The organism is Streptomyces sp. TRM68367 (assembly GCF_014495685.1).
Lineage (GTDB): Bacteria > Actinomycetota > Actinomycetes > Streptomycetales > Streptomycetaceae > Streptomyces.
In genome coordinates, this window is sequence record NZ_JACTVI010000154.1 from 1 (window position 1) to 13104 (window position 13104).

Genomic DNA, 13104 nt, shown 5'->3' on the forward strand with positions numbered 1-13104 from the left:
AGGGAGTTGCCGAGGGTGTAGCCGAAGCCCGGCTCCAGCGGCTCGATCACGAACCGGGAGCGGAACTCGTCGACGACCTCTTCGGTCAGGGACGGACGCTGAGCAATCAGCACGAGGTGTTGCCTCCAGTGGTTTGGCGTCCGCTATGTAACGCCGTAGACACCACGAAGGGTACGGGCCATACGGTCTCCGCAGAGGCCGAACCGCCCGTCTCCTCAACTCAGCCAGGAGGCTTCTGGCCCCCTCCCGCCCCACGGCCGTTTCTGCTTTGCTCGCGTCCAGCTCTCGGGCGCGCAGGACGGCCAGGGCTGGGCTGTTCCAGCGCGCGACGACGACGCTGTCGGCCAGCAGCCCGTGTGTTGTCGTCGTCACCTGCTGGTAGCAGTCCCGCAGCCCTGAGCTGTCGAGCACATCCACCTCACCGGCCTGAACGCGCTCGATCTCGCGGTCGATGTCGTGCCGCCGCCGCAGACCGAGTCGCGCCTGAGCACGATTTTCGACCTGTTGCGGCAGATGGCATTCGGGGCCGAAACCGATCCCGAGGCACGGCTGGCCGAACTGAACAGGGCGGGGTGGTGAGCGGGAGACAGGCCGCTTGGGACGGCTGGTCCGCACGGTGGCAGAGGGGTCGACTGGTTAGCCCGTCGACTGCGGAAGGGCGCTGGGTCAGATCTTGATGATGGTGACGCGCCCAGTGCACAGGGAGGTCAGGTCCTCGGGGTCGGAGGTGAGGATCGTGACAGGGCCGGGGGCAGCCAGGGCAGTGGCGCTGAGCATGGCGTCGATGGCGTACTTGTGGCCGTGCAGACCGGTGCCGGCGAGGAGGGCGGCGGCTTGGCGGGCGATCGGCTCGGTGACCGGTTCGACGACGAGGCGGGACAGGGTCCACTCCAGCGCCGGCCGGTTGATCCGAGGGTGGACCACCTCGACAAGGGTGGCCGCAGAGGTGATGACCTGCAGGTCGTCGGCCCGGGCCAGGCCGAGCCAGGCGGTGACGGAACGGTCGCGAAGGACGGCCTTGGCCAGTCCTTCGCTGTCCAGGACGAGGGTGCCGCCGGGCGTGGCAGCGGTGCGGGTCACGCGGCGTTCGCTCCGCCCGGAGTCTGCTGCCGACGGGCCTGGAAGAGCTGGTCGCGCAGTGCCTGGATCTCCTCGTCAGCGATCGGGCCGTGCTCGGCCTCGGCAACGGCGATGAGTTCGTTGAGGTTGTCCCGCTCGATCTGGCGGGCAACGGCGGCAGCAACGTAGGCGGACAGGCCGGAGGGGCCGCTGCGGGCCTTGGCGGCCTCGGCGATGTCGCGCGGCATAGTGATCGAGTACTTGCCGGTAGGCTCACTCATGCCATCTATCCTACCGCCGATCCTCCGCGAGGACTGGCGGCCATCGTGATCGTCTTACGCCTATGGCGACGACGACCCGCTGACCAACGCCGACCCGTCGGGCGACAGCGCCTGCCAGGCGGGCAGCGGGCACAGCAGCAGCTCTCACTACCACCCGTCGTACTCCTACACCCCCCACTACTCCTACATCCGCTGGACCCCGACCACTACCTACCGGCATCACTACACACAAACCCGGGCCGCAGCCCCAGCCGGCACTACAGCGACGAGATCGCCGCGGCACAGCGCGCGCTGGCCGCCGAGGCGAGGGCCCAGCAGCAGCGGCTGGACAGCATGTTCGGCTACTCCGGCGGCGGTGGCCACCACAGCAGCTCCTCAAGCGGCTGGGGCTGGCTGGGCGCGGGCGCCGGCCTGCTCGGCGCCCTGGGACAGGGCTTCTCCTGGGCCGGCGCGGGGGAGGCCGCCGAGGTCGGAATCTTCGTCCTGGCCGCCGGTTACAGCAGCTGCGACGTCACCACGACGCCGCCTCCGCCGCCCCCGCCCACCGCGAAGACGGGCCTGCGGCAGAACCCGGGCACCAGGCCGACGGGCCAGCCCAAGGGCTCCCAGAGCCTGCCCCAGAACGGCGCCAAGACCGCGGCCACCGGCCCTTCGGACACGCTGCCCGTCGTCCTGCAGGGAGCGGCACCCCAGGTCACCGACCCCACGACTGGCCAGCCCGCGAACAACGGCACCGTCCTCGACAACAGCGATGGCACTGCCGTCGGACCAGAGAGCCGTCGTCCACCGGCTTGTCGATCAGCTGCCGCTGGAAGTGGATGAACGTCCGTCCGCTCCGACGTCCCTGTACGACCAGCAGGAGGCGGGCTTCGGCGCGATGCTCGCCAGCCTGCTGTGCGGCAACCGGAACCTGCGCTCCCCGGCCGCCGGGGCCAAGATCCTCGCCCTGCTGACCGAAGGCCGCGTGTACCTGGCCGCATCCACGGTCAGCGGCATCGGAAGGGGCCGCGTTCCGCTGACCCCGGACCTGATGACGGGCTTCGCGACCGCTCTCGGCATCCCGGCCGGTGACCTCGCGGCCCTCACCGGCGTCGAACTCCACGAGCCGCAGCGGCCTGTTGATCCACTGGCGGCCGAAATGGCCGGACTGGTATGGAACTGCCGACGCCTGACCACGGCCCAGGCGGGACGCGTGCGCGACGAAGCGGAATCGATGCTGGTCGTAGTGCCCGACGACGCCGTGGCCGAGGACTGGAACCGGGTCAGTCACCACCACGGGAATTGGTGGGGTGCGCCGAGGCGGTGAAGGCTGCTGGTGGCATACGGCGAGATCATAGGGGCGAGGTCACTCAAGGTGGTTCAGTGCGGTTTTTGAAAGGATTGCGACAGCTCCCCATGAGGGCGGCGGACGGCGCAGGCGAATTGACTCTCCGGTGAGTGCGCGACGCGCTTGGGATGCGCGCTGCTGCTCAAGCACCGGTACACCCGTCCACGGCAGGTTCCCCGGGCCGGAGGAGTTCGCGGACGCGGTGGCCGTCTTCGTCGCGCACCAGACGAAAGAGGTCGCCGCCTCGCTCGCCGGCATCGGTGAACGCGTCGCGGATCGCGGACAGCCACAGCGGTCCCTCCTCGGTGGAGATCATGGTCAGGTCGGTGACCCGCAGCCGGTTCGGCCCGTTCGCGGTGAAGTCGCGTTGCACCAGGTCAGGGGCCAGATCGGCGTCCGGGCCACGGCGAGTGAAGCCCTTGTCCCGGCGGGGGCTGATCCCGGCGAGGCCGGCCTGGCGCATGAGCCGCTCGACGCGCTTGCGGCCGACGTGGACGCCTTCACGCCTGAGGACGGCGTGCACGCGGGGTGAGCCGTAGATCCCGCCGGACTCGTCGTGGACCTGCCGGATCCTGCCCGTCAGCTCGGCGTCCCGGCGGCGCCGTTCGCACGGCTCGGTCTCGGCCTGGCGCCACCGGTAATAGGTGGAATTACGCGGCTGTAGGGCCGAGTGGGATCTCGGCCAGGTGATCCCAGGTGATCGTCTTGGCCTTGCTGTCGGCGGTGACGTCGACGAGGTCCACTGCGTCGATGCGTAGAGGGACATGGCTCGGTCGTACGCGGCGGAGTCGGCGTTGCGCTTCGTCGGAGTCGGCTCCCCCGTGTGACGCGTACGAGATCGTCAGGTGCTGCACTCCCCAGGGGTAGCGGACGGCTTCGTCGCTGCTGATAGGGCTCTTTTGGATCTCGTCAGAGTTGCTCTTCCTCGCCACTTAATTGGATCTTGAACGGTGTGGGGAAAATGACGAGCAGGAGCATGTGGGAAAGCCCGCATTCGAAGCTCAGAAGCGAACGATCTCCCTGGCCGAGCGAAGTCCGCCGGGGCACGGCCCCGTAGAGGCAACCACGCACCGGCCGTTCACCCGCTTCCGCGGGTCCCTCCGCATCGTTGGGCCGGTATGACGATCAACGAAGCGCACTTCGCGCTGTTGGCCTCTGCCGACTATCCGCCGGGCGTCCGTGTGGCGGCGTGTAGCACGGACGCCCCCGTCGGTGTGAGGGTGTGCAGCACGGTCGGGCCGTGACGGACGCTGGCGATGAGCCCCGCGTCGCGCAACGCGGTGGCGTGCCTGCTGGCGGCGGACGCGGACACCCCGGCGGCACGGGCGATCTCCCCTGTCGTGGCACCGGCGGCCGCAGTGCACAGGGCCGCGGCCCGCGTGCGCCCGAGCAGGGCCGTCAAAGGTGCGGCGGGGGAACCGCCCGAGGCGCCCGGCGGTGGGGCGGACGGCTTGTGGAGCAGTGGGTAGATCAGGACAGGCGGCAACTCCGGGTCGGCGAGGCTGACCGGTCTCTGCCAGTTGAAGTACGACGGGACGAAGAGCATCCCGCGGCCGTCCAGTCGCAGGTCACGGTCCACGGTGGGATGGTAGTCGACGTGCAGGACGGGGCGTTGCCAGCGCATCGTGGGGCCGAGGCTGGCCAGCATTCCCTCGACGCCGCCGTCCATGAGCCCGCGGCAGCACGCCGCCCGCTCGGCCTCGACGCGGGCCTGCATCAGTTCCCCGTACGGGGCGATGATGGCCTCGTAATAGGCGCGCAGCACCCGCACCAGCTCCTTGCGGGTCGGTAACTCGGCCAGCTGCGGGGCCCACGAGGGGGCGCCGACGACGCGGGCGAGGGTGGTCACTTCTTCCAGGACCCGGCGAGGCGGTGTGGCCAGGATGGCCTCGAGGCCGGCGTCGAGCCCGTCGGTGGTCTGGATCGGCGTGAGGAAGTCCGGAAAGTAGGCGGCCCTGGGGAACAACGGCAGCAGCACGGTACGCAGGGCACGCTCCAGCCTTTTCTCCCGCAGCTGTCGGCGAGTGGTGCGGTACCACTCCGCATAGGCCCAGCGGCCCTGTCGTGTCTGGAGTCGGTGCAGGCTGGCAGCGATTTCCCAGAGAGGGTCGGGCGCGGCGGACAACCTGATTCTGGCCAGGTCGGCATCGCCGAAGTGGACGCGAAGCATCTCGTTCTCCCCCGATGAACTCAGCTTTTGCGGTCAGCCGCACAAGCATGGCCAGGCACGGCACCGCTGGGCAACAGTGGATCTCGCCAAGCACGGCGGCGGGATCTCGCGGTCCGACCGAGGCCGTCCGGGAACGACCCGTTCAAGGGGGAACCGTATGAAGCTCAAGCTGGCATCGGGGAAGCGTTCACGGGGGGTGGCGGCCCTGTTAAGTGCTGCCGCGGTTGCGGGCGCTATGGGGCTCGGTGCGACGCCGGCCGCGACCGCTAGCGAGATAACATCCGCCGACACCAGAAGCAAAGCCGACACCAAGACCAGCACCGAGTCTGACACCAAGCTGCAGGCTGCCGGGATCGAGGCGTGGGGGAAGAACCCGGGCGACTTCATCGCCGTGGAGAAAGCCCTCAAAGCCGCCGGTGCCGAGACGGTGATGGCCAACGTGCCGGGGGCTGACCTGAAGAACGTCACCGCCACCGAGGCGCAGGCCGCCTACGACGAGGCGCAGGCCGCCGAGGAAGGCGACGTGTCGACCAAGGCCATCGACATCGACGCCTTCGGAGTGTCCTCGTTCTGGACGACCAGGGGCGACCCGCTGACCGGCGAGGTCTGGTATTCGTACATCGGCGTATGGGACTTCAAGGACGACTACAACTACTACGTCCACGGCCCCGGTGGTGTCGGCATGCCAGATACTGAGCCAGTCGATGGTGTGGCCATTGGCATGAACGTCCCGACATGCATGCGTTTCATCGGCGACACCGGCGCCGCATTCACCAAAAACGGCTACGACGCCTCCTCCAAGATGTCGCTAAGGGAGTCGGGGGAGGACAGTGTCGTCTTCAACGTTCACGATGGGGGCCATGCCGAGGCGGGGGGTTACTATGCGGGCCTGCTGCCGGATAGCGGCGGTATCGCCAAGACCTACAGGGACGGCGGGATCGGCGACCCCGACCCGTGCAGCCCCGAGGAGTTTGCCGAGTTCGGCGGCAGCTTCTTCTACGAGCACAACGTGTTCGGTGGCGGCACCTGGACCTTCACCCTCAGCCTCGGGGCCTTCGAGATCTCCTATGGTGAGGCGGGCACGGAGGAGCTGCAGAAGGCAGATAGCTACAGCTACTTCAAGCCCTGACAGGGCAGCGGCAGTTCGTCCGGCCTTCACACGGCGGGGGAGGACCGTGTGAAGGACCGGGATCTTAACGAACCTCAACTCCCTGTCACCGCCGCGCAGGAGCAGTGACGGACCTTCACCTCCTCCCTGACCCCGACGCCGCACCACGGGGCGTCGGGGCCCAAACCGTCACCTCTCACGGAGCGCCTGGTCTCTGAGTTCCTCGACAGCGACCGGGGCGATACTTCCGGGGTGCCTTCCCAGACCGCAGAGGCTCATCGAGACTTCGCCGACCACACTCCCTTGGGCCAAACAAGGGCCATCGTCAATGAGAAAGGACACGCGAAAAGCGAACCTACACCCGGCTGTAGGTTCCTCTTTCCGTTGTCCCCTCGCGCACGGCTGACCTGCCATGACCGGTCACGTCTCAGTCGGGGCCAACGAGGATCTGTCTCATGATCTTGTCCCATCTCGTCGCCTACGACGTGGGGTCGCCGAGCGGAATGTCCGCCAGGCATCCCCACGTGATCTGCCCGACCGCCGGCGTGGCGGTCGGGCGGGAGCGGGTGCTGGGCGGATCAGTGGTGGTGGTTGTCGTCCCGCCACAGAACAGGCCGTCATTCTCACCGGCAGCGTCCTCGCCGGCGCACAGCTCGCCGCGTGGATTCGCGCGCACTGGGCATCGAGAACACTCTGCTCAACCACGTCCGCAACCGCGCCTACCGCGAGGACGACTTCAAGATTGGCACCGGCCAACTGCCTCGGATCATGGCCTCCTTGTGCAACCTCGCTATCAACGTCCCTGCCAAGACGGCCACACCAACATCGCCGCCACCCTCCGCCATGCGGCCCGAGGCTACCGCCGCCCCCTGACCGCCCTCCGCCTCATCTGACAAGCCGGGACACAAGCACTTCTCAAAGACCCTGCGTCCTCACCCTGGAGCGGCAACGCTGAAAGAGCTCATTGAAACTTCGGGCCACGGCCGTTCGGGCTACGAAGGAAGTTCGCATCCCGTGCGACGGACGCCCTCTCCCTCGCCGTAGAGCAGACGAAGGCTCCACCCGCGCGTAACGCATGGCCGCGCACCGCCCCCTTGGTCCGACTCACGAACTGGCGAGGTACTTGTGGCTCTTCTCTCCGCACTCCGTCTTCGCCGCCACCCGCGGTGGCGGGGGCGTGTCGTCATCGGATTGCTGGCACTGATCTGCGGCACGCTGCCGGGCGTGTCGGCCGATGCTGCCACTCCGCCCTCCGGCACGGTCACCGACACGGCACCCACGATCACGTGGAGCGCCGGTCCCTTCGCCGTACCGAATGTCTCCGGCACCACTGGGACGCCGACCTGCGGCGACGCGCAACTCTGCGACGACTACGCCCTGACGGTGTCCGTGCCGACGGGCTACGACGCCGACCACAGCCTGCGCATCGACATCAAGTGGCCCAACGCCGCCGCCGACTTCGACCTTTATGTTCTCGACGCGAACGGCAGGGAGGTCGCCGCCTCGGCGTCCAGCAGCGACCCCGAGACCCTGCTGCTTCCTGCGGTCACCGCCTCCTACACCGTGCGGGTGGTGCCGTACGCACCGCTCGGCGAGAGCTTCAGTGGCACGGCGAGTCTTGTCGCCAACCCAGTGGACCCGCCGCCGAGTAAGGCGACTCCGCCGACGTACTCGAACTCCTCCGCCCCGGACAGCATCGCGGACGCGCACGACGCCGGCGAGCCCTCGATCGGCGTGAACCGCGCGACCGGTGCGGTGATGTTCCAGGCGTACACCTCGACGCTCAAGGTCACCTACGACACGGCCGACGCCGCCACCTGGCGAGACAAGAGCGCGAACGCCGGGAACGGCTGTCCTCAGGGAAGCGTCACCAGCCTTGACCCGATCCTGTTCACCGACCCGGCGACGAACCGCACCTTCGAGTCGCAGCTCGCTGGGAAGACCGCGCTGACTTGCTACACCGACGACGACGGAGAGACGTGGACGCCGACGGCCGGCTCGGGCATCAACTCCGGTGTGGACCACCAGACGATCGGCGGCGGCCCCTTCGCCCCCGGTGGGCCGGGGGCCCTGACGTCGTACCCGAACGCCGTCTACTACTGCTCCCAGGACATCGCCGACGCCTCCTGCGCCATCAGCCGCGACGGCGGTCTGACGTACGGACCGGCCGTTCCGATGTACTCCCTGCTGGACTGCGGCGGTCTGCACGGGCACGTCAAGGTGGCGCCCGACGGCACCGTGTACGTGCCGAACAAGGGCTGCGGCGGCAACCAGGCCGTGGCGGTCTCCGAGGACAACGGGCTGTCCTGGTCCGTCCGCAGGAATCCGTTCAGCAGTCCCGGTGACTCCGACCCCAGCGTCGGGATCGGCGCGAGCGGCACCGTCTACATGGGCTACCAGAACAGCGACGGCACAGCGCGCATCGCCGTCAGCCACGACAAGGGGAAGACCTGGCTGTACGACCAGAGAATCGGCGGGGCCCTCGGCATCAGGAACATCGTCTTCCCCGTGGTGACCGCGGGCGACGACAACCGCGCCGCCTTCGCCTTCCTGGGCACCACGACCGGCGGCAATTACCAGGACACCGAGAGCTTCACGGGCGTCTGGCACTTGTACGTGGCCACCACCTACGACGGCGGGCAGTCGTGGGTCACCGTCGACGCCACCCCCACCGACCCGGTCCAGAAGGGGTCGATCTGCACCGGCGGCACCACTTGCGGCAAGGACCGCAACCTGCTGGACTTCAACGACGTCACCATCGATGCGCAGGGCAGGGTGCTCGTGGCCTACGCCGACGGCTGCACCGGCGTCTGCGCCACCGGCGGCGCGCAGAACTACGACGCGCTGGCCACCATCGCCCGCCAGTCCTCCGGGAACACGCTGTACGGCGCGTACGACGCGGTCGTCGGCGGCAAGCACAAAGAGCCCAGGCCCAAGGGAGAGCAGTAGGTGAAACTCTTCCTCACGGCTGCCGGTGCCGCCCTCGCACTGGCGGCCGTCGCAGCATGCTCGGCCACAACAGGGAGCGCGGCACCGCACCCCACGGCCACGGCCAAGGACGCCGACGCGGCGCCCGGCGGCTGCCCCACCGCACCCTCGCTGCCGCTGCCCACGGACTTCCCGGCCGACCTGCCGGTGCCCGAAGGCGCGGTCGTGACCTCGGTGGAGCACCGCACCGGCGACCGGCTGGTCGTCGCCACCGTGGTACGGGACGACTTCGACGTCACCCTCTCCTTCCTGCAGCAACGGCTGCCCCAGGCCGGCTACGCGCTGAAGGAGGGGGAAGCGGAGCAGAACGACGCCGAGTCGAACTTCGCCTCCCCGACCGTTCAGGGCCGCTGGACCCTGCGCAAGATGTCCGACTGCACGGGCGGGCTGTACCTGACGTATCTGACCTCGCTCACGTCCTGACAGGCCGCTGTCGCCCGCCGCTCGCCCGTCCCTGACCCGTCGTCTGGCGCTCCGTCCCTCCGCAGCCGAGGGGCGGAGCACCATCGAGCGATGCGGCCAGCAGCTCGGACACAACTCGCTTCACGCTACGGCGGCGAACGTCGGCCGCTCGTAAGGCAGCTACTACACGCCCAGCGGCGTGGCAGTCTCGGCAAGCCGCGGCGCGGCCGGAGACGCCCAGCCGGTTCGTCTTCCATCACAGGAAGTTCGTCTCACTCCGCTGTCCCTTGGGCCGGACAGAGGCCACCGTCAATGAGAAAGGGACACGCGAAAAGCGAACCTACAGTCGAGCTGGGCCGCCAAAAAAGCGGAGGCCGTCCGCAGGACTTCATTCGCACGCTTGAGCTGGCATTCTCCTTGCGAAGGGCGGCAAGCTCCTCACGCGGCGGTGGTGAGCATGTCGCCTCGCTCGCCGGCATCGGCCTCGGCCTCGGCCTGGCGAATCCAGTTACGCAGGGCCTCGTGGTGCCCGCCGAGTTCCTCGGCCATGCGGCGGATCACGGGCTTCGGCTCGGAAGCGCGGTACATCCGCACCGCACGCTACGCAACTCCAGCGGGTACTTCCTCGGGGCAGGCATCGTCAGAGCTCCTCTCGTGAGCCCCATCTGACCTGCTGTCACCTCTCCCCGCATCTCGGGGGAACCTCAGGCTCCTCGGTCGCCCCGAAATACCCAACACGATCCACGTTTGGCAGAACTGGATTGCGGCCGAAGCCAGAGGGTGAAGACTCCACCCGCCCCCTCCGCGAGGCGGTCGCCGACTCGGTAGCGGCGCTTCTGCCCACTGGCGTCCCGAATGTCTTCGGCCTCGGGGAACAACGGAACGGCGATTACTGGCGGTAAGCACGGTTCCAGCAGGTCACGACCAGGGTGGCGACGCTCTCAGAACTGCCTCCTGACCCCGAGCACGTCCTCTCCCTCCCCGAGCTACGATCCGGTTGATCACCGAACCGGGGAGGGGACATGGCCGAGGGCCGGGAAGCGACGGACGCCGTCGAGGAGAGACCGGTGGAGCTGGCCTACCGGCCCACCGTCGACGATCTCGAGGCAGCGATCCGCACCCGGGCGAAGAGCACCAGAGCGGGCCGTTTCCGGCGCCGGCTGATGATCTACACGCTGGTGGTCACGGCCGTCGCAGTTCTGCTGTCGACGCTCGGCGACGGCCACCGTGACAGACCGTGGCCCCTGTACCTGGCGGTGGTGGCCTTCGTCGCCTTCATGACCGCCGTGCCGCGGCTGCAGGCCCGCCAGTTCCACCGGCTCAGCGAGCGACAGGGCGACTTTCGCGTCGCCGTCGACGACACGGGGATCCGCCTCACCACCGACCACAGCTCGGCCACTCTCGACTGGCACCTGTACCCGCGCCATGCCGAAACCCCGGAGCTGTTCGTGCTGCTCAGCGCCGACAAGTCCGCCGTCGGCGTCGTCGTCCTGCCCAAGCGCGGCCTGAGCAACCCGGAGGATGCGGACCGGTTGCGGGCGATCCTCGATCGGCACCTCGTACGCGCGGATGCCGCCGCGGCGCCGGACGCCGACAGGACGCCGAGCCGGGGCCGGGCCGTCGGGCGCGGAGCGGGCTCCGTCGGGCTGCTGCTCCTCGGGCTGGTGCTGCTCTTCTTCGCCTACGCCGCCGTCCAGAAGGCCGCGGACCCAGATGCCTTCCCCGGGCTCCAGCACAACAACGCGCCGGTCTCGGCCGTCGCCCTGATCCTCGGGGTGTGGGCCGTCGCCGGCGCATGGTGGGGCGTACGGCGGATGAAGGTGATGCGGATCGTGACCGCCGTGCTCGCCGCAGCCGTGCTGCTGGTCGGCGGCGCTGCCCTCTACCGCATCGGGCCGATGCTGCACTGCTGGGGCTCGGACCGGATCGCCCGGGGCCCCGACGGCGACTACGCCTGCTACGACTTCTGAGCGGGACCGGAGCTCACTCCTCGGCTGCGGCGGCGGCGCAGCCGCCGAGGTGCCGAAGATCTCGAAGGTGTGGGCGACGTCGACGAAGCAGTCCGGAGGCGTCGATCACCATACCGACGGCCACCCACGGAGAGGTGCCTGTTTGCGGGCGCCGCCGGCGTGCTGGTGGGCTCTACACACGGTGGAGTCCACGCTCACGATGGACCAGTCGATGCGGCCCTCCGCGTCGGCGTCGGGCCTGGACGGCCCGCAGGATTGTGCGGCATGGAGTCGCCGTACCAATGACCGCAAAAACAACGGATATGAGCTGACCTGGGAAAGATGCCGATCGGAGTGCGGTGTCACGCGGGGAGCACAACGGAAGTGCTTCGGCTCAGCGCCGTCGGCGGGCTGCCGGGTCGCGTGAGGCGACGTGCCGGGCGACCGCGTCGACGCCGGGTCGGGCGTACCGCTCCAGGGACCGCACGGAGGCGTGCCGGGAGCGGCCCAGCAGCATCGGGGTGGAGGTGCCGCCATCGGCGTCGTGCGTCAGGGCGCTGTGTCTTGTGCGCAGAGGCCGTGTACGGATGAGCCTGTGTGCGATTGAGTAGGTGCGTCGTTTGGCACACGTTCGCGCCGCATAGAGCCGGGCCGTGTTGCATTCCGAGAGGGTCGCTGTGACGCGGCTCACCCCGCTGGCTTTATCGGTGAGTCCTGACACCGGTTGTCGATCGGCGGCGACACCGCCCGGTGTCGACGGAGAACCGGAGTTCGAGCAGGTGCCTTCACGGGATGCGGATCCGGACGATCTGCCTGGCTGTTTGCCGCCGGTCGTGCGCGTCGTGACCGGTGAGGTGCCCGCCGAGGGCGACTGGCCGGTGCTGGCCCTGCTGGCCAGCGCGAATACGCCGCTGCGGGCCAAGGAGATCTGCGAGGTGACCCAGGAGGCCGCCGACCACCGGCACGTCGAGACGCTGCGGATGCGGCTGAACCGCATGGTGCGAGGTGAGTGGCTGGCCGAGCCGTCCAGGGGTCTGTTCGCGCTGGCCGATGGCGTTCGCGCACCCGATCGGCCCTGATCAGGCGGGCTCTTCCCCGCGTCGTGCCTGGTGCAAGCCTGATACGACGCGAAGGAAGAGCCCGATGCCAGACTACGGCCCGGGCCGGGATCGGCGGGGTGTTTCCCGCCGCTCGCGCCGCCTTCGAGCAACTGCTCACTGATCTGTTCGACCACCAGTGCGTCTGTCACGCCGAGGCGGAGGAGTTCATCGCCGCGCGCGGCCGCGAGGTGCACCGCCTGATGCTGCAGGAGTGGTTCGCCCAGCATGCGCAGCGCGAGGAGCGCCTGCGGAGGTCGCCGGATCCGACCAGGTGGTGCGGCGCGCCGCCGAGGCGGGCCACAAGCGGCTGCTGTCCACGCGGTTCGGCACCGTGGAGGTGGAGCGGATCGCCTACCGCGCGAAGGGGGGCTTCGAATCTGCACCCGGCCGATGCCGAACTGGACGTGCCGGTCGGGCGGCACTCGCACGAGCTCAAAAAGCTCGCCGCGATCGAGGCGGCGCGCGGTTCGTTCGAGTCAGCGGCCACCGCGATCGAGCGCGCCACCGGCACACACATGGGCAAGCGGCAGGTCGAGCAGCTGGTGCAGCGCGCTGCGGCGGACGTCGACGACTTCTACGCTCACGTGCGCAGCACCCATGCCTCCGGCTCCGGCTCCGGCTCCGGCTCCGGTTCCGGCTCCGAGGAGATGCTGCTGGTGCTCTCGGCGGACGGCAAGGGGATCGTCATGCGCCCCGAGGCGCTGCGTGAGGAGACCAGGC

15 protein-coding genes and 3 pseudogenes are annotated in these 13104 nt (G+C 69.0%); 10 read left to right on the forward strand and 8 right to left on the reverse strand.

Annotated elements, in window-relative coordinates; translation table 11 throughout:
* A pseudogene (locus H8R17_RS42405) lies at positions 1–113 on the reverse strand (DNA-directed RNA polymerase subunit alpha); the annotation flags it as partial.
* A 343-nt stretch (positions 114–456) separates the two neighbouring features.
* On the opposite strand from H8R17_RS42405, the gene H8R17_RS48175 reads away from it, so the two are divergent.
* Positions 457–579 carry a DUF3375 family protein gene (locus tag H8R17_RS48175; protein ID WP_316959709.1) on the forward strand — a complete coding sequence of 41 codons (123 nt, stop codon included), beginning with the start codon at positions 457–459 and terminating at the stop codon, positions 577–579.
* An 87-nt stretch (positions 580–666) separates the two neighbouring features.
* On the opposite strand, the gene H8R17_RS42415 is transcribed toward H8R17_RS48175, so the two are convergent.
* Positions 667–1080, reverse strand: coding sequence for a PIN domain-containing protein (locus H8R17_RS42415; protein ID WP_187828525.1), 414 nt, complete (start codon positions 1078–1080; stop codon positions 667–669).
* Positions 1077–1340, reverse strand: a complete 264-nt coding sequence (locus H8R17_RS42420) for a CopG family transcriptional regulator (RefSeq protein ID WP_187828526.1) — start codon at positions 1338–1340, stop codon at positions 1077–1079. Before H8R17_RS42420 ends, H8R17_RS42415 begins: the two co-directional genes overlap by 4 nt.
* A gap of 333 nt (positions 1341–1673) precedes the next feature.
* On the opposite strand from H8R17_RS42420, the gene H8R17_RS42425 reads away from it, so the two are divergent.
* Positions 1674–2162, forward strand: a complete 489-nt coding sequence (locus tag H8R17_RS42425) for a hypothetical protein (RefSeq protein ID WP_187828527.1) — start codon at positions 1674–1676, stop codon at positions 2160–2162.
* Positions 2155–2646 (forward strand): hypothetical protein, encoded by a 492-nt coding sequence (locus H8R17_RS42430; protein ID WP_187828528.1) that lies wholly within the window; start codon positions 2155–2157, stop codon positions 2644–2646. The genes H8R17_RS42425 and H8R17_RS42430 overlap by 8 nt, the downstream gene beginning before the upstream one ends.
* Before the next feature lie 163 nt (positions 2647–2809).
* On the opposite strand, the gene H8R17_RS42435 is transcribed toward H8R17_RS42430, so the two are convergent.
* Complete coding sequence (locus H8R17_RS42435; protein ID WP_187828529.1) at positions 2810–3433, reverse strand: IS3 family transposase; 624 nt, start codon at positions 3431–3433, stop codon at positions 2810–2812.
* Positions 3434–3829: 396 nt separating this feature from the next.
* Positions 3830–4837, reverse strand: coding sequence for a helix-turn-helix domain-containing protein (locus H8R17_RS42440; RefSeq protein ID WP_187828530.1), 1008 nt, complete (start codon positions 4835–4837; stop codon positions 3830–3832).
* Between the two features lie 157 nt (positions 4838–4994).
* On the opposite strand from H8R17_RS42440, the gene H8R17_RS42445 reads away from it, so the two are divergent.
* The 4 genes from H8R17_RS42445 to H8R17_RS42460 all read left to right on the forward strand — a co-directional run bounded on the left by H8R17_RS42445 (position 4995) and on the right by H8R17_RS42460 (position 9356).
* Entirely contained in the window at positions 4995–5966 is a 972-nt protein-coding gene (locus H8R17_RS42445) for a hypothetical protein (RefSeq protein ID WP_187828531.1), read from the forward strand.
* Positions 5967–6605: 639 nt separating this feature from the next.
* A complete protein-coding gene (locus H8R17_RS42450) occupies positions 6606–6818 on the forward strand; it encodes a hypothetical protein (protein WP_262505957.1) in 213 nt (70 codons plus the stop codon).
* 351 nt (positions 6819–7169) lie between these two features.
* Complete coding sequence (locus tag H8R17_RS42455; protein ID WP_187828532.1) at positions 7170–8894, forward strand: sialidase family protein; 1725 nt, start codon at positions 7170–7172, stop codon at positions 8892–8894.
* Positions 8895–9356 carry a hypothetical protein gene (locus tag H8R17_RS42460; RefSeq protein ID WP_187828533.1) on the forward strand — a complete coding sequence of 154 codons (462 nt, stop codon included), beginning with the start codon at positions 8895–8897 and terminating at the stop codon, positions 9354–9356.
* Positions 9357–9773: 417 nt separating this feature from the next.
* On the opposite strand, the gene H8R17_RS42465 is transcribed toward H8R17_RS42460, so the two are convergent.
* Complete coding sequence (locus H8R17_RS42465) at positions 9774–9923, reverse strand: transposase (RefSeq protein WP_187828534.1); 150 nt, start codon at positions 9921–9923, stop codon at positions 9774–9776.
* A 434-nt stretch (positions 9924–10357) separates the two neighbouring features.
* On the opposite strand from H8R17_RS42465, the gene H8R17_RS42470 reads away from it, so the two are divergent.
* Entirely contained in the window at positions 10358–11305 is a 948-nt protein-coding gene (locus tag H8R17_RS42470) for a YcxB family protein (RefSeq protein ID WP_187828535.1), read from the forward strand.
* Between the two features lie 132 nt (positions 11306–11437).
* Here H8R17_RS42470 and H8R17_RS48180 read toward each other — a convergent pair.
* Together H8R17_RS48180 and H8R17_RS42475 are read right to left on the reverse strand one after the other, a co-directional pair.
* Positions 11438–11539: pseudogene (locus H8R17_RS48180) on the reverse strand (IS5/IS1182 family transposase); the annotation flags it as partial.
* Between the two features lie 139 nt (positions 11540–11678).
* Complete coding sequence (locus H8R17_RS42475) at positions 11679–11801, reverse strand: PmrA (protein ID WP_187828536.1); 123 nt, start codon at positions 11799–11801, stop codon at positions 11679–11681.
* 160 nt (positions 11802–11961) lie between these two features.
* Here H8R17_RS42475 and H8R17_RS42480 point away from each other — a divergent pair, with 160 nt between their 5' ends.
* Entirely contained in the window at positions 11962–12363 is a 402-nt protein-coding gene (locus tag H8R17_RS42480) for a hypothetical protein (RefSeq protein ID WP_187828537.1), read from the forward strand.
* 98 nt (positions 12364–12461) lie between these two features.
* A pseudogene (locus H8R17_RS42485) lies at positions 12462–13104 on the forward strand (ISKra4 family transposase); the annotation flags it as partial.